Raw genomic sequence first — 21,119 nt, 5'->3', positions numbered from 1 at the left:
ACCAACGCGCCAGGGCGGCGCTGCGCTCACTTCTTCGAGCAACCGCCATCCTTCTTGGCGCACGACGACTCCTTGCCACCGTCCTTCTTGCTGCAGGCAGCGTCCGAGGCAGCGTTCTTCGGCGCGGTGGCGGTCTTCTTGCCGCAGGAGCCGGCACCGCACGAGCTGTCCTTGCCCGGCGCGGCGTGGGCGGCGGACTGGGCGATCAGGGCGGCGGCGATCAGGGCGGCGTGACGGAGGTTCATGGTGGGTCCTTGGGTTGGGTTGAAGAGGTGCAATGGATCGTGCACACGACTTCAGTCGGCCCAGGACCGCCCAACCTTTCAGGCCGGCGCGAAAAAAATGTCAGCCCAGCGCGCGCAGCAGCAGCCGGGCGCTGCTGACATTGGTGGCGCAAGGCACATCGTGCACATCACAGGCCCGCACCAGCGCGTTGATGTCGGGCTCGTGGGGCTGCGGCGTCATCGGGTCGCGCAGGAAGACCACCGCGTCGACCTCGCCCACCGACAGCCGCGCGCCGATCTGCAGGTCACCGCCCAGCGGGCCGCTGAGCAGGCGCTCCACGTCCAGGCCGACCTCGTCGATCAGCCGGCCGCCGGTGGTGCCGGTGCCCATCAGCTGGTGCTGGCGCAGCATCGGCGCGAACTCGCGCGCCAGCGCCACCATGCGGTCCTTCATGCGGTCATGGGCGATCAGCGCGATGCGCATGCGGCCTCCAGCGCGGTGATGAACTGGGCGGCCACGTCATGCCCGGTCTGGTCGGTGATCTCCTGGAAGCAGGTGGGGCTGGTGACGTTGATCTCGGTGAGGCAGGTGCCAATCACATCCAGGCCCACCAGCAGCAGGCCGCGCGCGGCCAGCACCGGCCCGATGGCCTCGGCGATCTCGCGGTCGCGCGCGCTGATCGGCCGCGCCACGCCCTTGCCACCGGCGGCCAGGTTGCCGCGCACCTCGCCGCCCTGCGGGATGCGGGCCAGGCAGAAGGGCACGGGCTGGCCGTCGATCACCAGGATGCGCTTGTCGCCGTCGGCGATCTCGGGCAGGTAGCGCTGGACCATGATGGTCTCGGCGCCGTCGCGGTTCAGGCTCTCGAGGATGGCGCCCAGGTTCAGGCCGTCGTCGCGCACGCGGAAGATGCCCATGCCGCCCATGCCGTCCAGCGGCTTGAGGATGATGTCGCGCTGCTCGGCGTGGAAGGCGCGCACGTCGTCGGCGCTGCGGGTGACCAGGGTGGGCGCGATGAACTCGGGGAACTCGAGGATGGCCAGCTTCTCGGGGTGGTCGCGCAGCGCGCGCGGGCTGTTGAAAACGCGCGCGCCCTCGGCCTCGGCGCGGCCCAGCAGGTGGGTGGCGTAGAAATACTCGCTGTCGAAGGGCGGGTCCTTGCGCATCACCACCGCATCCACATCGGCCAGCGCGGTCTCGCCCAGGGCCTCGGCGGTGTACCAGTCGTCCACGCCGTAGCCGCTGCGGCCGGTCAGCGTCAGGCGCAGCAGCCGCGCCGACACGCGGCCACCCTGGCGCCAATGCAACTGGGCGGGCTCGCAGGCGAGGAGCTCGTGGCCGCGGCGGGCGGCCTCGCGCATCATCGCGAAGGTCGAGTCCTTGTGGGTCTTGAAGGTGGCAAGCGGGTCGGCAACGAAGAGCAGCTTCATGCCGCCAGTGTGCCGCCGTTTGGCCGCGCGCGCAGCGCCGGCACGAATTGGCTGAGTCCGGCGCACAGCACAAAGCAGATCCAGCCGGTCCAGGCGGTGTGGCTGGGGTAGTGGGCGCCGCGCAGCATCTGCGCACCGCCGAACAGCAGCCCGGCCAGCAACACGCCCAGCAGCCACCAGCGCGCCGCGCGCGGCGCATGCACGCGCAGCGCGAACCAGCCGCTGAGGAACGCGAAAGCCGCTGACGCATGGCCCGAGGGGAAGCAGCGGCCCGGCCCGCCGTCGGCCACGCCACGCAGCCAGTGCGACACGTACTGCGCGCTGCCGCCGAACTCGGCCAGGTCCCAGGGGCAGCTGCTCAGGCTGCGCGCCTTGAGCAGCGGGATCAGCGCCACCGCCGCCAGCGTGGCCCCCACCCACCACACCCGCGCCGCGCGCGGCAGCGGCCGGGCGAAGGGCAGCGGCTTCCAGATGCCGATCAGCAGCACGCCAAACACCGCCCAGCCGGCCGCGCGGCCGCCCTGGTGCAGCACCTGGCTGGTCAGCCAGTGCTCGCGCCAGGCAAAGCCCTCGGCGCTGCCGACCTGGCGCACGGCCCACAGGTCAGCGCCGCTGGCGTCCCAGGCGATCAGGGCGAGCAGGGCCAGCACAGCGACCAGCAGGTCCTGCTGCCACAGGGGGCGGAGGGTGTCACGGGGCATGGCGACGATTGTCGCAGCGCTGTCCTGGGGTATCCCCGCTTGGACCACCGCGGCGCGGCGGCGCACAGTCGCCACCGCGGCGCCGGGCGGGCGCCGGGGGAGCGCACGATGGGCCTGATCAAGAACACCTGGCGCGGCGCGGTGGCGGCGCTGATCCTGCTGGCCGGTGCCGCGGCACTGGCCACCAACTACTCGCTGTGGGTCAACGGCCGCGGCGGCGGCGGCCAGGTCGGCAACCACCTGGACTTCACGTACTGGGGGCCGGCCAGCACTGCCGGCGGCGTCAACAAGCGCTCGGTCAACTGGGACGGCACCAGCCACATCGCCGACCAGAACGTGCACGTGCGCAATGCGCTGGACTGCTACTGCACCGGCCCCAACTGGTGCTACATCGCCGCCCACAGCGCCGGCAACCTGCAGATCGGCTACACGCTGGCGCTGTACGGCGGCAGCACGCGCTTCAGGAAGAACGCGGCGCCTGATGGCGGCGGCGTCTGCGGCAACACCGACGGCAGCACCCAGACCGGCTGGAACATCAAGTTCGTCGACGTGGCCGCGGGCGCGGCCGGCGGCAGCGAGCTGGCCGACCTGGGCGAGTGGGCGGTGAGCGAGCCGCTGGTGTCCGACCTGCGCACCACCACCGCCCGCGCGCTGTACAACCACAACAGCACCCGCGGCCTGTGGTTCTACCTGTTCACCGGCGCGGGCGGCGCGTTCTACTCGGGCCTGCTGCCGGGCCAGGACGATGGCGCCGTGGCCTACCACTCGGCCGGCGGCGCGGCGGGGTCGTCGGGCCGGTCGCTGTGCAACCCGGCCGACTGGTTCTGCGACGACCTGACGCTGGGCACCGCCGCCAACCAGGGCGGCAGCACCAAGTGGAGCTACCACTCGGTGCGTTTCCGTGACGACAAGGAGAAGTACGACCACGGGCCCAACGGCAACTGGGGCGGCGCGATCACCACGATGCGCGCCGACATGGTGACCAACGCCCAGTGAGACGGCTGTACTGGGCAGCGCTGGCCGCGCTGGCGCTGGCCGGCGCGTGGTGGTGGCGTGCCGCGCCGGACGCGGCGCAGGGCGTGGTGCTGGCGGCAGCCGCCAGCACGGCATCCGGGACCGGCGCAGACGCCGCGCTGCCGCGCGCCGCGCCAGGGTCCGCAGGGGCCTTTGACTTCGGCGCCACCGCCCGCGCCCGCCGCGACGAGGCCCAGTCGCTGGCCCGGGAGCGACTGCAGCGCGCCGAGCGCGCGCTGGCCAGCTACCGCAGCGCCACCCACTACCCCCACGAGGCCCGGCCGATCGCCGAGCACCCCGACCAGGTCCGTCCCTTCGCGCCGATCACGGCCGACTACCCGCTGCGCCAGCGCGGCAGCGCGCCGGTGGCCGGCGTGCGGCTGCAGACCACGCAGGAGCGGGTCTTCGTCAGCGGCCAGGAGACGGTGGCGGTCAGCATCGCCGCGGTCGACGACCAGGGCCGGCGCCTGCCGCTGCTGATCACCCGCTCGGTGCTGATCGATGCACCGGATCCACGCGCCGCCAGCGGCCGGCCGCCGGTCGCCCTGCCCTTCAGCGACGACGGCCAGGGCGCGGACCTGCAGGCCGGCGACGGTGTCTGGAGCGCCCGCGTGGCGCCGGCGGCGCAGGGCTTTGCCGACTACGCCGGCACGCTGCGCCTGCTGCTGGAGCTGAACCAGGACGGCCGGCGCGGCGAGTTCGCCTTCGAGCTGGTCTACGCGCCGCAGGTGCCGGCGCAGTGGGCCGGCGTGCGCGAGGCGGTGCAGGACGGCTCGCTGGTCTTCCTGCTGGGGCTGCAGGTGGCGCAGCCGGGCCGCTACGTGATCAGCGCGCGGCTGGACGACGCCCAGGGCCAGCCCTTTGCGCTGCTGCAGTTCAATGACGAGCTGGGCAGCGGCGCGCAGCAGGCCCGACTGGTGGCCTTCGGCAAGCTGCTGCGCGACGGCCGGCCGGCCTTTCCGCTGCGCCTGCGCGACGTGGAAGGCTTTCTGCTGTACCCCGACCGCCACCCCGACCGGGCGATGCTGCCGCGCCTGGCCGGCACGGTGCACACCAGCCGCGTCTACCCGCTGACGCGCTTCTCCGAGGCCGAGTGGCAGAGCGAAGAGCGCCAGCGCTACCTGGACGAGCTGCAGCGCGACGTGGACCGCGCCCGGCGCGCGCTGCCCGGGCCGTGACTCAGAGGCTGAGAGTTTTTCGATCGTGACCGACAGGCGCCTGCAAACGCCTCCGATCGAGGCGCACAGCACAGCCATAGCTCGGGCTATGGCGAGCATGTGCAACGACGAGCGGGGGCGTTTTCAGGTGCAGGGCGGGCATGAGTGAAAGACCCTCAGCCTCTCAGAGTGCCGGGTAGTCGGTGTAGCCAGCCGCGCCGCCGCCGTACAGCGTCTTCATGTCCAGCGCATTCCAGGGCGCGTCCTCGCGCAGGCGCCGGCCCAGGTCGGGGTTGGCGATGAAGGCCTTGCCGAAAGCCACCAGGTCGGCCGCGCCACTGGCGGTGGCGGCCAGCGCCATCTCGCGCGTGTAGCCGTTGTTGACCATCCAGCGGCCCGGGAACAGGGCCTTGAGCGCCGCGTAGTCGAAGGGCGGCACGCCCTGGTCGCTCAGGTCGCGCGGGCCGCCGGTGGCGCCCTCCACCACGTGGATGTAGGCCAGGCCCAGCGGCGCCAGCTGCGCCACCAGGTGGGTGTAGAGCGCCTGCGGGTCGCTGTCCTGGCCGATGTCGTTGGCCGGCGTGATCGGCGAGAGGCGGATGCCGGTGCGGCCGCCGCCGATCGCACCGGTGATGGCCCGCGTCACCTCCAGCGTCAGCCGGCAGCGGTTGCTGATCGAGCCGCCGTAGGCATCACTGCGGTCGTTGGCCGAGTCCTTCAGGAACTGCTCGAGCAGGTAGCCGTTGGCAGCGTGGATCTCGACGCCGTCGAAGCCGGCTTCCATCGCGTTGAGCGCCGCCTGGCGGTACTGCTCGACGATGCCGGGCAGCTCCTCGGTGGCCAGCGCGCGCGGCTCGGACACCGGCGCGAAGCCGCCGGCGATGTAGGTCTTGGTGCGGGCCGCACGGGTGGTGGACGATTGCGGCGCCGCGCCGCCGGGCAGCAGCGAGGTGTGCGAGATCCGGCCCACATGCCACAGCTGGGTGACGATGCGCCCGCCCTCGGCATGCACCGCGGCGGTCACGGCCTTCCAGGCCGCCACCTGCTCGGCCGTGTGCAGCCCCGGCGTGTCAAGGTAGCCGTGCGCCATCGGGCTGATCGGCGTGGCCTCGGTGACGATCAGGCCGGCGCCGGTGGCCGGGTGGGCGCGCTGGCGGTAGTACTCGGCCATCAGCGCGGTGGGCACCTGGCCGGGGGCGCGGTTGCGGGTGAGCGGCGCCATCACGACGCGGTTGGCCAGCGCGATGTCGCCGACCTGCAGGGGGGTGAAGAGAGGTTCCATGGGCCGGCAGCTTAGCCGGGCGGCTACAGTGTCGGGTTGACCCCCGCAGAAAGTCCCACGCCATGCTCGCCTACCGCCACGCCTTCCACGCCGGCAACCACGCCGATGTGCTCAAGCACCTGGTGCTGGTCCAGGTGCTGCGCTACATGGTGGGCAAGGACAAGCCGTTCCGCTACATCGACACCCACGCCGGCGCCGGCGGCTACCAGCTCAAGGGCGCGGTGGCGCAGAAGAAGACCGAGTACCGCGAGGGCATCGGCCGCCTGTGGAGCCGTGCCGACCTGCCGCCGCTGGTGGCCGACTACGTGCAGCTGGTGCAGCGCTTCAACCTGCCCCCCGCCGAGGACGGCCGCCTGCCCGAGCTGGAAAAGGGCATGACGCCGCCGCTGGCGCTCTACCCCGGCTCGCCCAGCCTGGCCAGCCTGCTGCTCACCCCCTTCGACAAGATGCACCTGTACGAGCTGCACCCGGCCGACGCCCGCACGCTGGCCGCCCACTTCGGCGGCGAGCGGCGCAGCCGGGTGATGCAGGAGGACGGCTTTGCCGCGCTGAAGAAGGAGCTGCCGCCCACGCCGCGCCGCGCCGTGGTGCTGATGGACCCCAGCTACGAGACCGTGGGCGACTACAGCCGCGTGGTGGCCAGCCTGCGCGAGGCCGTGCAGCGCTTTGCCGAGGGCGTGTACATGGTCTGGTACCCGCAGGTCAGCCGCGTCGAGGCGGTGCAGCTGCCCAAGCGCCTGACCGGCGTGGCGCCCAAGGGCTGGCTGCATGTGCGCCTGACCGTGGCCCAGCCCGACCAGCAGGGCTTCGGCCTGGCCGGCAGCGGCGTGTTCATCCTCAACCCGCCCTACACCCTGCACCAGCAGCTGGCCGGGCTGATGCCCTGGCTGACCGAGCAGCTGGCGCAGTACGACGGCGCCAGCTACCTGATCGAGGAACTGCCGGGCTGACAAGTATCAGTTTCGGCGGCGGCGCACTGCCTAGAATCCGCGCCGCCATGAGCACCACCCACCGCCTGACCACTCTGCGCCTGCTGCTGCTGGCGCTGCTGGTGGGTCTGCTGCGCGTGGGCTGGGGGCCGGTGCTGGCGGCGCAGGCCGATCCCTTCTTCGGCGCGGTCTGCCATGCCGGACAGGGCCAGCCCGGGACCGAGCATCGCCCGAGCGCGGGCCACTGCCCCGCCTGCCTGGGCCACGCCTGGGCCCTGACGCCTTTTGTCGATCCGCGCTGGCAAGCAGCCAGCGCGCCGGGCGCAGCCCAGCCCCAGCCACCCGCCAGGGTGGCGCACCTGCCGGCCCGGCACTCGCCGGCCCGTGCGCGCGCGCCGCCACGCGCCTGAGCCGTTGCCGGCGCGCAGCGCCGGCCCTCCCCGCCTGATCCCCACCCGCGCAGCGCCCCGAGGCGCCGCGGCGGCGCGCGTGCGCGCCCCAACCCAAACACACCCGCCCATGACACCCCGACACCTGTTCACCCCGCTGGCCCTGGCGCTGGCCAGCCTCAGCCCCACCGCCCACGCCGCCGACACCGTCTTCGAACTGGGCCGCATTGACATCAGCGGCGCGCGCAGCGACGCCCGCACCGTGCTGACCTCGGTCGACGTGGTCGGCGGCGACCGCCTGCAGGACGCCAGCGTGCTGGAGACCTGGGGGCTGATGCGCCGCGTGCCCGGTATCCAGCTCACCGAGTTCAACCAGGGCACCACCTCCGGCAAGCTATCGATGCGCGGCTTCAACGGCGAAGGTGAAGTCAACGCGGTCAAGCTGCTGATCGATGGCATCCCCAGCAACAGCAACGACGGCAACATGCCGTGGATCGACGCCATCTGGCCGCTGGAGATCGGCCGCCTGACCACCGTGCGCGGCACCAACGACCCGCGCTTTGGCCAGCACCAGATTGCCGGCCATGTGGAGATCGACACCCGCCCCGGCGGCAACTACCTGAGCCACCGCATCGGCGCGGACACGCTGGGCCAGCGCGATGTGCAGATCGCCTGGGGCCGCGACAGCGGCGACTGGCGCAGCCAGCTGTTCGTCGGCTGGCGCACCGGCCAGGGTCAGCGTGATCACTCGGACAGCCAGCGCCAGGTGGTGGCCGGCCAGCTGTTCTACCAGCCCGAAGGCCGCGACTGGCGCATCGGCGTCACCGCGCGCCAGCACGAGGCCGATGCCCAGGAGCCCGGCTACCTGACGCTGGCGCAGTCGCGGCAGGACCCTGAGCAGTCACCCGCCCACGTGGCCACCGATGGCGGCACGCGCACGCTGCGGCAGTTCTCGCTGCGCGCCGACGGCCAGCCCGCGGCCGGCCTCGACTGGCAGTTGCTGGCCTGGCGCAACGAGTTCGACGACGCGCGCTTCGTGACCTTCTCGGCCGCCGTATCGCAACAGGAGCGCGACACGCAGGAAACCCATCACGGCCTGCGCGCCAGCCTGCGCTGGTCGCCGGCGATCAGCGGCCTGCACCGGCTGCAGCTGGAGGCCGGTGGCGACATCGAGCTGCAGGACGACGCCAGCCTGCGCTACCTCACCCGTGAGCGCGCGCGCCAGTCCACCACGCGCGACCAGGCCTGGACCCAACGCACCCGCGGTCTGTACCTGCAGGCGCTGGTCGAGCCCACGCCGACGCTGCGCCTGGTGCCGGCGCTGCGCGTGGACCGGCTGGCCGGTGGCTTCAGCAACCAGCTGACCGGCAAGGACTACCTGATCAACGACTACGGCACGATCAGTCAGCCCAAGCTGAGCGCGGTGTGGGCGCCATTGGCCGGTCACAGTCTGTACGCCAACTGGGGCCGCAGCTTTCAGGTGGGCGTGGGCGCGGCGATGTTCAAGATCGGCCGCGTCGATGATCTCGCGCCGTCGATCAACACCGGCTGGGAGGCCGGCTGGAAGTTCGCGCTGCCGGCCGTCAATGGCCGCCTGGCGCTGTGGCAGCAGACCGCCACCAACGAGGTGATGCGCAAGCTCAACGACCCCAGCAACGACAGCGAGAACATCGGCGCCACGCGCCGCCGCGGTGTGGACCTGCAACTGCGCGGCGCGCTGGCGGCGCGCGTGGAGGGCTGGCTGGGCCTGTCGCGCCAGCAGGCCATCATCGTCACGCCCGACAGCAGCTCGGGCGCGGTGGCCGGCAACGAGCTGGACCACGTGCCGCGCTGGCTCTACAGCGCCGGCGCCGACTGGCAGGCCGCCGACACGCTGCAGCTCTCGGCCTGGCTGCAAGGCCAGTCCAGCTACGAGCTCAACCGCGCCAACAGCGCCGGCCGCTTCGGCGCCTACGCGCTGCTGAACCTGGCGGCGCGCTGGCAGGTGGCGCCGCAGTGGACGCTGTCGGCCGAGCTGAAGAACCTGGCCGACCGCTACAGCGAATACGTCTGGTTCGACGGCACGCAAAGCCTGCACGCGCCCGGCGCAGGCCGCTCGCTGGCGCTGTCGCTGCAGAGCCACTTCTGAGGCCATGCGCACCCCACGCGCACGCTGGCGACTCTGGCATGGTGCGGTCGGCCTGGCGCTGGGCGCCTGGCTGGCCCTGCTGGGCCTGACCGGCAGCCTGCTGGTCTTCTACCCGGCCCTGGACGCCGCGCTGAACCCGGCGCTGCGCTGGACGCCGGGCGACGGCTGCGTGCAGCGCTGGCAGCCGGTACTCGATGCGCTGCGTGCGGCCGAGCCCCAGCGCGCCGGCCCCTGGCGCATCGAGCTGCCAGAGCAGGGTTGCGGCATCGTCCACGCGCGCTACCTGCAGCCCGCCGAGAGCCAGGGGGCTCACTTCCGCCCGCTGGTACTGCACCTGCACCCGCGCGAGCACACGGTGCTGGCACGCCGCTTCTGGGGCGACAGCGTGATGACCTGGCTCTACGACCTGCACTACACGCTGCTGCTGGGCGGCACCGGCCTGTGGCTGGTGGGCGGCATGGGCCTGGTGGGCCTGTTCATGACCGGCGCCGGCCTGCGCCTGTGGTGGCCAGCCACGCCGCACCAGTGGCGGCAGGCCTGGCGCTGCAAACCCGGCGCGGTGCGCCAGCGCCGCACCTGGGACCGGCACCGCCTGGTGGGCCTGTACAGCGCGCCGGTGATGCTGGTGCTGGCGCTGACCGGCACGGTGCTGGCCTGGCCGAGCTGGATCGAACCGCTGATCGGTCGCGTCAGTCCGCCGATGCCCCTGGCCATGGCCCACTCGGTGCCCCGACCGGGGACGATGATCACGCTGGACCAGGCCTTGGCCGCGGCACAAGCGCACTTCCCGCAGGCCCAGCCCCGCTGGGTGGACACGCCGGACGGGCCCGAGGGCAGCTTCCGCGTGCGGCTGCAGCAGCCCGGCGAGCCCAGCGAGCGCTTCCCCAAGAGCTTTGTGCGCATCGACGCCTGGAGCGGCGCCGTGCTGGCCGCACGCGACGCGCGTGACCAGCCCGCCGGCGACGCGCTGCTGGCCTGGATGCACCCGCTGCACAACGGCGAGGCCTTCGGCCTGGTGGGCCGCTGGGTGGTGCTGCTGTGCGGCGGGGCCTGGCCCTGGCTGGCCTGGAGCGGCTGGCGGCGCTGGCGCGACCGCCACACCGCCCGCCGGCCCCTCACTCGATGACGAAGACCACCGCGGTGCGCGCCGGCACGCTGAGCGTGCCGGTGGCGCCGTCCAGCGTGGCCAGCCTGGCGCGCGCATCGGCCGCCTGCGGCGAGCGGTGCACCGGGTGCAGCTGCCAGCCGCTGGCCTTGAGCGCGTCGGCGCTGAAGGACTGCGTGTCCTTGCCCACGTTGACGGCGTAGGCCAGGCGGCGGAAGTTCGCCCCCGGGTAGCCGTCGCCGTCGAGCACCGCGGCCAGCACCGTGGGCACCTGGGCCGAGCCGGTGTTGACGAAGCGCAGCCGGGCCTTGATGTCGTCGGCGCTGCGCAGGCGCAGCAGCGTGGAGCTGGCGCGGATGCGCAGCAGGTCGCGGAAGACGTCGCGCGTCCAGCCGATCTCGGTGCCGGTGGGCTTGATCAGCGGGTTGGCCAGGCGCGGCTGGATCATGCCCCACTCATTGCCGTTGTCGCGCTGCGGCGGCAGGCCGACGCCGAAGTTGTTGTCGGCGTAGGTCCAGTCCAGGCGGTTGAACCAGTCGCCCGAGTCGTAGCTGTTGCGGTCCATCGACTTGCTGCGCAGCGTGTCCACACCGGCGTGGAAGTAGGCCACGCCCTGGGCGAAGGTGTTCAGCGCGGCGCCCAGCATCTGCACGCGGGCGCGGTCCTCGCGCGAGGTGGCCAGCGGCAGGCGGTAGGCGTTGATGTCGAAGAAGGTCTGGTTGTCGTGGTTCTCGAAGTAGTTCACCACCTCCGACGGGTCGGTCACGTAGCCGGCCGGCAGGCCGCCCACGTTGATCTGCTCCAGCGGCAGCGTGGCGTCCCAGTGGGTGGTCAGCGTGTAGCTGCGGATCGAGCCGGCCAGGCCGGCCTTGATCACGTCGCCCAGCCACATCAGGTCGTTGCGCGAGCGGCCGCCGCCCTGGTCGTTCGGGTCGAACCACAGGCCGTTGACATAGCCCTGGTTGGCGATCAGCGCGCTGCCGCTGTCGCAGCAGCCGCCGCCACGCAGCGCGTCGCGCAGCATCGGGTTGAAGGTGCCGATGCCGGTGCCGTTCATTGACAGCATCTCGGCCTGCACGAAGCGCGCGCCATTGGCCACCTCGCCGAAGTTCCAGCCCTCGCCGATCAGCTGCACCTCGCGGCCGACGGTGGTGCGCAGGCGCTCCTTCAGCGCCACCATCACGCTGCGTGGCTGGTGGCCCATCAGGTCGAAGCGGAAGCTGCTGACGTGGTAGTCGCGGGCCCAGGTGACGACCGAGTCGATCATCAGCTTGCCCATCATGCGGTTCTCGGTGGCGGTGTTCTCGCAGCAGCTGGAGCGCTCGATGTCGCCGCTGGCGCCCAGCCGGTGGTAGTAGCCGGGCACCACGCGGTCCAGCACCGAGCGATCGTTCTGGCCCGAGGCCGAGGTGTGGTTGTAGACCACGTCCATGCCCACCCGCAGGCCCAGGCCGTTGAGCGCCTGCACCATGCGGCGGAACTCGACGATGCGCGCCGCGCCGTCGGACACCCGCGTTGCATAGGCGCCGTCGGGCGTGGTGAAGTGCCAGGGGTCGTAGCCCCAGTTGAAGCAGTCCTGGCCGGCGGTGGCCGCCACCGCGGCCTGCTGGTCGGCCGAGTCCGGCGCGCCCGACGGGCTGGGCGTGACGCAGCCGCGCTCGGGCACGCTGGCGATGTCGAAGCTGGGCAGCAGGTGCACGTCGGTCAGGCCGGCCTGGGCCAGCGCCTGCAGGTGCTTCACGCCGTCGGCACGCGGGTGGGTGAAGGCCAGGTAGGTGCCGCGGTGCGCCGCGGGCACGCTGGCGTCGTTGGCCGAGAAGTCGCGCACATGGAGTTCATAGATCGACATGTCCGGCGCCGCCGCCACGCGGTCGGGCGGCGCGCTGGCGTCCCAGCCGGTGGGCTTGAGCGCATGGGCGTCCAGGCTCGCCACCAGGCTACGCCGGCTGTTGGCCGACAGGCCCAGCGAGTAGGGATCGGTCACCAGGTTGCGCACCACGCCCACGCCGCGCACGAAGACCTTCACGCCGAAGCGGTAGTAGGTGCCGGAGAGGTCGCCGTCGCGGCTGAGCTGCCAGATGCCGGTGGCCGGGTCGAACTGCATGTCCTCGGCGCTGCTGGCCGGGCCGTTGCCGTCGGGGTAGCGGAACAGCGCCACCTTCTGCGCGGTGGGCGCCCACAGCTTGAAGGTGGTGCGGCCGCCACTGACCTGGGCACCCAGGTCGGTCACGCCCTCGGCGGCCGCGTACAGGTCGTCCAGCGCACCGGCCACCTGCAGCGTGGTGGCGTTCTGCACCTGGCCGGCGTCGTTCTCCTGCACCAGCACCAGTTGGGCGGTGTGCAGGCGCGGCAGGCGGCGCAGGTCGGCGTCGCGCACGCTGAAGACCGCGCCCTTGCCCACCCACTTGAAGCGGGTGGCGGCGTCAGTGGGCACCTGGCCGGTGAAGGCGTCCAGCGCCAGGTAGCCGTCGGCCCCGCTGACCGGCTGGTCCAGCGCCACGCTGATCTGGCCGTTCATCGAGTGGTACAGCCGGACCTGGCCGGTGGCCTGCACGCGCGGCCACTGGATCAGCTGGCGGTTCAGCCACACCGCACGCGCATCGGTGCTGGAGACCGAGCGGGTGTCGGGCCGGGTGACGTAGACGGTGGCGTCCTGCTCCACCAGCCAGACATGGCCCACCTGGCCGGCGATGGTCAGCGCCGCGTAGTCGACGCGGATGTTGTTCGAGCGCCCATCCTTGTCGTTCTGGTTGGGCGGCATGCCGTGGATGATGAACTCCACGCCGCGCCGGTTGGCATCGTCCTTGGGGTTGAGCACGGGCAGATCGAACACCACCTCGCCGCTGCCGGCGCTGTAGCCGGGCATGCGGTCGAAGGCGAGCGGCGCGTTCCAGTCCTCGATCGGCAGGCCCGCCAGGCGCGCGGTGTCCAGGCCGCTGCCGTTCCACAGGTGCAGGCCCCAGGCGGCGTAGTCGCCGGCGTAGCGCTGGTAGTGCACGCGCACCGTGCTGATGTCGGGCGGGCCCGAGTTGAGCGGGTTGCTCAGGTAGGTGGTGCCGTCGCCCTCCAGGCGCCAGATCTCGTTGGCGCGGCCCTGCACCAGCGTGTAGCCCTGGTCGGCACCGCCATGGTCCTTCCAGTCGCCCTTGTGGAACAGGTAGCCGACATTGCCGGTGTCGGCGTTCAGCGGGATGTCGTAGACGGCGCCGAAGTCATCGCTGCCGCTGGCGTTCCAGCCGTTGTTCCAGCCCGGGTCCTGCGCGGCGCCCCAGCTGTGCACCTGCCAGCCGTCGTAGTCGGCGTTGTTGCGGCGGTAGTGGATGCGCAACGTGGTGGCCGCCGTGGCCGATGTGGCACTGCGGCGCGTGACCGGCACGGCGGACAGCACCGCCTGTTCGTCGGCGGCATTGGCATCCGACAGCGAGAGCCGGTCGTCCGAGCCCCCGCAGCCGCTCAGCCCCATGCCCATCAGCACCAGCAGCAGCACCTGCCGCAGCCACCGTCCCAACGCACCCGTCCAGGTTGCCATCTGCGTCTCCTCGTGTTCTCCGGCGCGATCGTATTGAAGTAAAACTACTTCGTTAAGTGCGTAGTTTCCCGGTGAAATCGATGTCACTGCAGGGGTATTCGAGGGGTCATCGTGGTTTGTATGTACTCAAACTACAGATGCGAGCTGGCTGGACAATCGCGCCATGAGCGATCTCGCCCGCCTGCACGACCCGATCGTGGCCATTGCCACCGCCCCCGGCCGCGGCGCGGTGGGCATCGTGCGCGCCTCGGGGCGCGACCTGCGGCCGCTGATCGACGCTCTGGTCGGCACGCCGCTGAAGCCCCGCCACGCGCACTACGGCCCGCTGCGCGCGGCCGACGGCAGTGCGATCGACCACGGCCTGGCGCTGCACTTCCCGGCGCCGCACAGCTACACCGGCGAGGACGTGCTGGAGCTGCAGGCCCACGGCGGCCCGGTGGTGCTGCAGCTGCTGCTGGCGCGCTGCCTGGAGGCCGGTGCCAGCCTCGGCCTGCGCGTGGCCGAGCCGGGCGAGTTCACGCAGCGCGCCTTCCTCAACGACAAGCTCGACCTGGCCCAGGCCGAGGCCGTGGCCGACCTGATCGACGCCAGCACCGAGGCCGCCGCGCGCAGCGCCAGCCGCTCGCTGGGCGGCGCCTTCTCACACGAGGTGGACGGCCTGGCCGAGCGCATCGTGCGGCTGCGCATGCTGGTGGAGGCCACGCTGGACTTCCCCGAGGAGGAGATCGACTTCCTCGAGAAGGCCGACGCCCGCGGCCAGCTGGCGGCCATCGCCAGCGCGGTGCAGCGCGTGCTGGGCCAGGCGCGCCAGGGCGCGCTGCTGCGCGAGGGCCTGCGCGTGGTGCTGGCCGGCCAACCGAATGTGGGCAAGAGCTCGCTGCTGAACGCCCTGGCCGGCGCCGAGCTGGCCATCGTCACCCCCATCGCCGGCACCACCCGCGACCGCGTCAGCGAGACCATCCAGATCGAGGGCGTGCCGCTGCACATCACCGACACCGCCGGCCTGCGCGACGACAGCGCCGCCAGCGACGAGGTGGAGCGCATCGGCATGGCGCGCAGCTGGGAATCGATCGAGGGCGCCGACGCGGTGGTCTTCCTGCACGACCTGACGCGCCTGGACGAGCCCGACTACCAGGCCGCCGACGCGCAGATCAGCCAGCGCCTGCAGCACGTGGACCCGGCGCGCCTGCTGCAGGTCTACAACAAGGCCGACCGCGCCGAGGCCGGCGACCGCGAGGGCCTGTTCATCAGCGCCAAGACCGGCGCCGGCCTGGAGACGCTGCGCCGCGCGCTGCTGGAACGCGCCGGCTGGCAGGCCGCACCCGAAGGCGTGTTCATCGCCCGCACCCGCCACGTGCAGGCGCTGCGCCAGTGTGCCGAACACCTGGCGCTGGCCACCGAGCACGCGGCGCAGGCCGATGCGCAGCTGGACCTGTTCGCTGAAGAGCTGCGGCTGGCGCACCAGGCGCTGCAGCAGATCACCGGGCGCTTCAGTGCGGACGATCTGCTGGGTGAGATCTTCAGCCGGTTTTGCATCGGCAAGTAGCCCAGGCAGCCAGGGACGACACCGTGTTCGTACCCGCCGTCCATGACATCGACGGGGCCGCGTCCACCGCGATGTGTGTCTGCGCCCGGCGCTTCTTGATCGGGTTTTGATTCCCGTGGCGGCAGGCGTGCGCGGCGCATCCGCCGTCCCGTCCAGCGCTTGTCCGCCAGGCGAACCGCCGCCGTTCCTTGATCCAGCCTGTGCTGCGGCATCGAGCGCACCACGCGCCACCCTGGCCAGCCGTTGTCAATCGGTCTACACTGTAGTCAATTCGTCTACATCGTAGACATATCCACAACAGTCGCGCATGAACGAAGCCACCCTGGTCGAAGTCTTTGGCAGCCTGGGCCGCCTGCGGGCGCTGCGGGCCTTGTTTGCCGAGCCCGGGCGCGGCTTTGGCCAGCGTGAACTGGCGGCCGAGGCAGGGCTGGACCCGGGCGGCGTGGCGCGCCTGCTGAAGCGCTGGACCGCGGCCGGCCTGGTCACCCGGCGCCAGCAGGACGGCCTGCCACGCTACTACGCCAGCACCGACCCCGCGCTGGCGCCGCTGGTGACCCTGATGCAGCAGGACAGCGCCCTGGTTCGCACGCTGCGCGAGGCGCTGTCGACCCAGCCGGGCGTGGACCTGGCGCTGGTCTTCGGCTCGGTGGCGCGTGGCGCGGCGGGCGCCGGCAGCGATGTGGATGTGCTGGTGCTGGGCCCGGCGTCCGAGCTGAAGCTCAACGCCGCCTTGAAGCCCGCCGGGCGCGCGCTGGGGCGCGCGGTGCACGCCACCGCCAGTACCATCGAGTCATTCAAGAACCAGCTCCGCGGCGGTGAGAGCTTTGCACTGGGCATCGTGCAAGGGCCGCGGATCCCCCTGATCGGAGACCTGGATGCTGCGCTCCTTCCAGCAGATCGCCCGTGAGCCCGGCTCGCCGCTGAAGCGCGAGGCCGCCAACGCCCGCGACACCGTCACCTGGCTGCAGGCCGCCGAGGTGAAGCTCCGGGATGCGACCCAGACGGTGGTGTCGGCCGGAACGCGCATGGACGCGGCCTGGGACGCCGTGTTGCTGGCCAGCCTGGCGGTGGCCTGTGCCGAAGGCTGGCGGGCGACCAGCGACAAGGGCCACCACGCAGCGGTGTTCGAGGGCGCGGGGCAGGCCATCGGACTCGGCCAGGGTCGGTTTGACGAACTGGACACCTTGCGCGACTGGCGCAACCGCAAGTACCGGGCGGGCCAGTTCTCCACCGACGCTGAGGTGGAGGAGGCCATCGGCTGGGTGCGGCCCTTCCTGGCCGAGGTGGCCACCTGGTTTGCGCAGCAGCACCCGGTGCTGATGAGGCAGGGCCTGAGCGCCGGCTCATGAACGACGCCGTCTGAAGGGGACGTGACGGCGTCCGAACACCGACACGTACACGCAGCCAAGGAGGCTTGACCTTCCCGATACCAGTCGATGGATGGGTCTGCTTCTCACGATGCTGCATCAGCAAGTGCGCTGCCCGCTCACAAGCGCGCGATCTTCGCCTCGCTGACCACCTGGGTCCACTTCTGCAGCTCGGCCGCGACCATCGCGGTCATCTCCTGCGGCGTGCTGCCGCGGGCTTCGCCGCCCATCTCCGCCAGGCGCTGACTGACCGTGGGCAGTTGCAGCACCCGGTGGGTTTCGGCCTGCAGGCGCTCGACCACCGCGGCGGGCGTGCCGGTGGGCAGCATCCAGCCGGCCCAGGAGCGGACGTCGTAGCCGGCCACGCCCTGCTCGGCCACGGTGGGCACCTCGGGCATGCCGGGCCAGCGCTGTGCGCCGGTGACCGCCAACGCCCGCAGCTTGCCGGACTTGAGGTGGCCCAGTACCGCGGTGGGCGGGGCGATGACCATGGGCAGGTCGCCCGCCAGCAGACCGGTGACCGCGGCCGCGTCGCCCTTGTAGGGGATGTGCAGCAGCCGGGCCCCCGACAGACGCGACAGCAACTCGCCAGCCAGGTGGTGTGTCGAGCCCACGCCCGCGCTGCCGTAGGCCACGCTCTCGGGCTTGGCGCGCGCGACGTCCAGCAGCTCGGTCAGGTTGCGCAGCCTGGACTCGGCCTGGGTGACGATCAGGAACGGGAAGAAGGTGATGGTGGACACCATCTGGAAGCTGGCCACCGTCTGGTAGGGCAGCTTCTCGTACAACGCGCCGGCCACCGCGTGACCACCGGTGGCCAGCAGCAGCGAGTAGCCGTCCGGCGCGGCCCGCGCCACGGCGGCCGAGGCCAGCGTGCCGCCCGCCCCCGCCACCGCCTCGACCACCAGCGGCTGGCCCAGCCCCTTGGCCATCTCGGCACCAACGATGCGCGCGATCGTGTCGGCGTTGCCGCCGGGCGCGAAGCCCTGCACGACACGGATCGGCCGCTCGGGCCAGCCGGCCGCGCGTGCCCAGGGCGCCGCGAGCGCCGCGCTGCCGGCCAGGGACTGGAGGATGAACTGTCGGCGTTGCATGGTGTCTCCTGCGTGTTGCTCGTTGTCCAAGGTACCGGGCCCGGTGTGGGCCGGCTTCAATGCTCAGGGGGCCCGATGGCGGCCGCGATCTGATCCAGGTGTCGCAGCGCGCCAGAGGCGTCCGCAGCGGTGGCGTAGACCTGCTGGTCCGGCCGCACCAGCGCGCAGCGCGCGCCCAGGCTGCGCAGCCAGTCGGCCAGCAGCGTGTGTTCCTCGGCCACCCGCAGGCCGGGCCCGGTGGGCGTGGGGCCGACGTCGGCGTCCACCAGCCGCAGCAGCCGGCCCTGCAGCGGCGCCAGCGCCGCCTCCAGCGCGCCCGCCTCGGCAGCGGTGAGTGAACGGTCGTCGGCCAGCACGCGCAGGCCATCGCCGCCCACCTCGTCGAGCCAGCCCCAGCCGCCATCGGGCGAGGTGCGCACGCGCGGCTGCGGGAACAGGCTGCCCGCGCCCGGGCTGTCGGTGGCGATCAGGCCGCCCACCAGATCGGGCAGCATCGACTGGCGCACGGTGGTGGGCACCGCGCCGCCGTGTTCGGCCAGCAGCCGGGCATCGCGCTCGGCCGCCTTCACCGGGTCACGCTCGCAGATCACGCGGCCCAGCGCCATCGCCGCGCGGGTGGTGGCGACCACATGCGGGCGGCGCTCGGTCTCGTAGCTGTCGAGCAGCGTGTCCGGCGCACCGTGGTGCAGCACGCGCGCCAGCTTCCAGGCCAGGTTGGCGGCGTCGCGCAGGCCCTGCACCATGCCCTGGGCCATGAAGGGTGGCGTCATGTGCGCCGCGTCGCCCGCCAGCAGGATGCGACCGGCGCGCCAACGCTGCGCGACCAGGCCGTGGAAGCGGTAGGCCGCGGCGCGCCACAGCGTGGCCTCGCCCGGGCGGATCCAGCGGGCCAGCAGCGGCCACAGCGTCTCCTCGGGCCACTGCTCGTGCAGCGGCTCGCCGGGCAGCAGCATCAGTTCCCAGCGGCGGTGGGTGCCCGGGCCGACGACAAAGGTGCTGGGTCGCTCGGGCTCGCAGTACTGCACCTGGGTTTGCGGCAGCTCGGCCAGCTTGTCCGGCCGCACATGGGCATCGACCACCAGCCAGGGCTCGTCGAACTGCAGGTCTTCCAGCGTGATGCCCAGCCGCTTGCGCACCGGGCTGGCGCCACCGTCACAGGCCACTGCATAGGCCGCGGTCCAGGTGCTGGTGTGGCCGGTGGCATCGCGCATCGTGGCCGTGACACCGCCGCCCTCGTCGTCCAGCGTGAGCACCTCGTGCGCCAGGCCGATGTGCACGTTCGCCTGGGCGGCCAGATGCTCGCGTAGCACCCGCTCCACCGCCGGCTGGTCGAAGACCCAGTTCGGCGCCCAGCCCAGCTTGTGCGGGGGCGGCGCCATGTCCAGCCGCTTGATCAGTCGCCCGCTGACGCCGCGGTACTCGCTGGGCCGGTAGGGGGCGATGTGCGGCGCCAGCGTCTCGGCCAGGCCCAGCGACTGCCACAGGCGCAGCGCCTCGTGGTCCAGCCCGATCGCGCGCGGCAGCGGGTACAGGTCGGGCAGGCGGTCGAACACCGCCACGCGCAGGCCGCGCCGGGCCAGCAGCCCGGCCAGCGTGGCGCCAGTGGGCCCCAGGCCGATGACCAGCACATCGGCGTGCCGCGATGCAGCGAAGGACTTCACCTCACAGCTGCCGCTGACGGGCCTCGAAGCGCGCGGCCCACTCGGCCTGCGGCATGAAAGTGGGATCGGCCTTGGCGATGCGCTCGGTCTCGGCCCAGATCTCTTCGTCCGGACGGTCCAGGTCCAGCGGGTCGCCGTGCGGCTGCGTCACGTACCAGGGCGTGTCGAGGTAGACCTCGAGCGTGTTGCCCTCGGGGTCCAGGCAGTAGATCGACAGCGCGTTGGCATGGTTCAGGCCGCGCATCGCGGTCGCGCCCTTGTCCAGCGCGCGCCGGCGGGCCTCGCGCAGGGCGTCGATGGTGTCGACCTTGAACGAGACCTGCATGATCGTGCTGGGTGAGCCGGCGGGCCGGTTCTGGGACAGCGCCACCTGGTGGTGCTGGTCCGAGCGCGCGCTCATGAAGGCCAGCGGATAGGGAAAGGTGAAGCCCACGCCGCGGTCGGTGAGCTGCAGGTCGAACACCGAGGTGTAGAAGTCGATCATCCGCTCGATGTCGAAGCAGGCGATGCCCATGTGGGCGAGGCGGGGTGCGTAGGACGAGGGCATCGGGGCCTCCGGGGAACGGGGTCAGGGAACGAGGACGAGCTTGCCGAGCACGTCGCCACGGTCGAGCAGTGCATGGGCCTGGCGCACCTCGGCCATCGGCAGCGCCAGGGTCGGCGGAGCCTTCACCCGCCCGGCGGCCATCAGCGCGATCGCCTCTTCCAGCAGGGCGCGGCGCTGTACGGGCAGCTCGTCGTAGGTGTGCATCGAGAAGGTGCGCAGTGCCAGGCTGCGGCCCAGCAGCGCGCGCATCTCCTTCAGCGTCTCGCGCTCAGGAAAGCCCAGCACCAGGTTGTAGGACACCAGCATGCCCATCGGCGCCAGCGCGTGCAGGCCGGCGGTGAGCCACTCGCCGCCCAGGTGGTCGAAGGCCATGTCGACGCCGCGGCCGTCGGTCAGCGCGCGCACATCGTCGGCCAGCACCGACGGGTCGGCGGCGACGATGGCCTCGGCCCCGTTGTCCAGCGCGAAGCGGCGCTTGGCCTCGCCGCGCGCGGTGCCGAAGACGCGGGCGCCCTTGGCGCGCGCCACCTGGGTCAGCGCCGAGCCCACGCCGCCGGCGGCGCCGGGGATCAGCACGCTGCGCACCGGCGCGCCGCCGGCGCACTGCAGCAAGGCGAGCGCAAGTTGCACATTGGGCAGGCTGGCCGCGTCGGCGGGCGCGATGCTGTCGGGCAGCAGGAAGGGTGCGCTGGCCGGCACGCAGACCGCCTCGGCATAGCAGCCGCCGCGCTGCGGCAGTTCGCGCGCGCTGACCAGCACGCGCCGGCCCAGCAGATCGGGCGGCGCACCGTCGCCCAGCGCGTCCACCACGCCCACCAGTTCCGCACCGGGCACCGCTGGCAGCGGCGGCATCCACTTGTAGGTGCCCTGGCGGATCAGCACGTCGGGCCGCCCGACGCCGATGACCTCGGCGCGCACGCGCACCTCGCCGGGCGCCGGCACGGGCGTGGGCAGCTCCTCGACCACCAGCGCCTCGGGGCCGCCGGGGGTGTGCACACGGATGGCGCGCATCGTGCCT

At 72.2% G+C, this 21,119-nt stretch carries 19 protein-coding genes; 9 read left to right on the top strand and 10 right to left on the bottom strand.

All coding sequences use genetic code 11. From position 1 onward, the window contains the following. Positions 1-26: 26 nt before the first annotated feature. From KAK07_RS06165 to KAK07_RS06150, 4 genes are all read right to left on the bottom strand, one after another. Positions 27-245, bottom strand: coding sequence for a hypothetical protein (locus KAK07_RS06165; RefSeq protein WP_210859581.1), 219 nt, complete (start codon positions 243-245; stop codon positions 27-29). 100 nt (positions 246-345) lie between these two features. Beyond that, positions 346-708, bottom strand: coding sequence for a methylglyoxal synthase (locus KAK07_RS06160; protein ID WP_210851090.1), 363 nt, complete (start codon positions 706-708; stop codon positions 346-348). Continuing rightward, complete coding sequence (gene gshB / locus KAK07_RS06155; protein WP_210859579.1) at positions 693-1,655, bottom strand: glutathione synthase; 963 nt, start codon at positions 1,653-1,655, stop codon at positions 693-695. Before gshB ends, KAK07_RS06160 begins: the two co-directional genes overlap by 16 nt. Continuing rightward, positions 1,652-2,356: a phosphatase PAP2 family protein gene (locus KAK07_RS06150; protein ID WP_210859577.1), complete on the bottom strand. Its 705-nt coding sequence runs from the start codon at positions 2,354-2,356 to the stop codon at positions 1,652-1,654. Before KAK07_RS06150 ends, gshB begins: the two co-directional genes overlap by 4 nt. A 108-nt stretch (positions 2,357-2,464) precedes the next feature. Here KAK07_RS06150 and KAK07_RS06145 point away from each other — a divergent pair, with 108 nt between their 5' ends. After that, the gene (locus KAK07_RS06145; RefSeq protein ID WP_210859575.1) at positions 2,465-3,352 is read left to right on the top strand and encodes a hypothetical protein; all 888 of its coding nucleotides are present in this window, start codon (positions 2,465-2,467) and stop codon (positions 3,350-3,352) included. Continuing rightward, complete coding sequence (locus tag KAK07_RS06140) at positions 3,349-4,548, top strand: choice-of-anchor X domain-containing protein (RefSeq protein ID WP_210859573.1); 1,200 nt, start codon at positions 3,349-3,351, stop codon at positions 4,546-4,548. Before KAK07_RS06145 ends, KAK07_RS06140 begins: the two co-directional genes overlap by 4 nt. A 163-nt stretch (positions 4,549-4,711) precedes the next feature. On the opposite strand, the gene KAK07_RS06135 is transcribed toward KAK07_RS06140, so the two are convergent. Further along, positions 4,712-5,809 (bottom strand): alkene reductase, encoded by a 1,098-nt coding sequence (locus KAK07_RS06135; protein ID WP_210859571.1) that lies wholly within the window; start codon positions 5,807-5,809, stop codon positions 4,712-4,714. Between the two features lie 62 nt (positions 5,810-5,871). Between KAK07_RS06135 and KAK07_RS06130 the strand changes: the two genes are divergently transcribed. From KAK07_RS06130 to KAK07_RS06115, 4 genes are all read left to right on the top strand, one after another. Continuing rightward, a complete protein-coding gene (locus tag KAK07_RS06130; protein ID WP_210859569.1) occupies positions 5,872-6,759 on the top strand; it encodes a 23S rRNA (adenine(2030)-N(6))-methyltransferase RlmJ in 888 nt (295 codons plus the stop codon). A gap of 47 nt (positions 6,760-6,806) precedes the next feature. Further along, positions 6,807-7,148, top strand: a complete 342-nt coding sequence (locus KAK07_RS06125; RefSeq protein ID WP_210851081.1) for a hypothetical protein — start codon at positions 6,807-6,809, stop codon at positions 7,146-7,148. Positions 7,149-7,257: 109 nt separating this feature from the next. Continuing rightward, positions 7,258-9,255, top strand: a complete 1,998-nt coding sequence (locus KAK07_RS06120) for a TonB-dependent receptor (protein WP_210859567.1) — start codon at positions 7,258-7,260, stop codon at positions 9,253-9,255. A gap of 4 nt (positions 9,256-9,259) precedes the next feature. Next, positions 9,260-10,381, top strand: coding sequence for a PepSY-associated TM helix domain-containing protein (locus tag KAK07_RS06115; protein WP_210859565.1), 1,122 nt, complete (start codon positions 9,260-9,262; stop codon positions 10,379-10,381). Here the strand turns inward: KAK07_RS06115 and pulA are convergent. Next, positions 10,371-13,889 carry a pullulanase-type alpha-1,6-glucosidase gene (gene pulA / locus KAK07_RS06110; RefSeq protein ID WP_210859563.1) on the bottom strand — a complete coding sequence of 1,173 codons (3,519 nt, stop codon included), beginning with the start codon at positions 13,887-13,889 and terminating at the stop codon, positions 10,371-10,373. The two genes, KAK07_RS06115 and pulA, sit on opposite strands and share 11 nt — an antisense overlap. 163 nt (positions 13,890-14,052) lie before the next feature. On the opposite strand from pulA, the gene mnmE reads away from it, so the two are divergent. The 3 genes from mnmE (at position 14,053) to KAK07_RS06095 (ending at position 16,784) form a co-directional block, all read left to right on the top strand. Then, complete coding sequence (gene mnmE / locus KAK07_RS06105) at positions 14,053-15,435, top strand: tRNA uridine-5-carboxymethylaminomethyl(34) synthesis GTPase MnmE (protein WP_210859555.1); 1,383 nt, start codon at positions 14,053-14,055, stop codon at positions 15,433-15,435. Positions 15,436-15,742: 307 nt separating this feature from the next. Further along, positions 15,743-16,342 carry a nucleotidyltransferase domain-containing protein gene (locus KAK07_RS06100; RefSeq protein WP_210859553.1) on the top strand — a complete coding sequence of 200 codons (600 nt, stop codon included), beginning with the start codon at positions 15,743-15,745 and terminating at the stop codon, positions 16,340-16,342. Beyond that, the gene (locus KAK07_RS06095; protein ID WP_210859551.1) at positions 16,311-16,784 is read left to right on the top strand and encodes a hypothetical protein; all 474 of its coding nucleotides are present in this window, start codon (positions 16,311-16,313) and stop codon (positions 16,782-16,784) included. Before KAK07_RS06100 ends, KAK07_RS06095 begins: the two co-directional genes overlap by 32 nt. A gap of 137 nt (positions 16,785-16,921) precedes the next feature. Here KAK07_RS06095 and KAK07_RS06090 read toward each other — a convergent pair whose 3' ends face one another. The 4 genes from KAK07_RS06090 to KAK07_RS06075 are packed head-to-tail and all read right to left on the bottom strand — an operon-like array spanning position 16,922 to position 21,112. Beyond that, positions 16,922-17,893: a tripartite tricarboxylate transporter substrate binding protein gene (locus KAK07_RS06090; RefSeq protein WP_210859549.1), complete on the bottom strand. Its 972-nt coding sequence runs from the start codon at positions 17,891-17,893 to the stop codon at positions 16,922-16,924. A gap of 56 nt (positions 17,894-17,949) precedes the next feature. Next, positions 17,950-19,554: a bifunctional 3-(3-hydroxy-phenyl)propionate/3-hydroxycinnamic acid hydroxylase gene (locus KAK07_RS06085; RefSeq protein ID WP_210851075.1), complete on the bottom strand. Its 1,605-nt coding sequence runs from the start codon at positions 19,552-19,554 to the stop codon at positions 17,950-17,952. Position 19,555: 1 nt separating this feature from the next. Next, positions 19,556-20,101 carry a VOC family protein gene (locus tag KAK07_RS06080; protein ID WP_210851074.1) on the bottom strand — a complete coding sequence of 182 codons (546 nt, stop codon included), beginning with the start codon at positions 20,099-20,101 and terminating at the stop codon, positions 19,556-19,558. A 21-nt stretch (positions 20,102-20,122) separates the two neighbouring features. Then, positions 20,123-21,112, bottom strand: a complete 990-nt coding sequence (locus KAK07_RS06075) for a zinc-dependent alcohol dehydrogenase family protein (protein ID WP_210851073.1) — start codon at positions 21,110-21,112, stop codon at positions 20,123-20,125. Positions 21,113-21,119 lie beyond the last annotated feature (7 nt).

Source organism: Ideonella alba (assembly GCF_018069875.1).
GTDB classification, from domain to species: domain Bacteria; phylum Pseudomonadota; class Gammaproteobacteria; order Burkholderiales; family Burkholderiaceae_C; genus Ideonella; species Ideonella alba.
The sequence above is the reverse complement of the archived record's forward strand: the minus strand, read 5'-3'. Positions and strand labels throughout refer to the sequence as shown.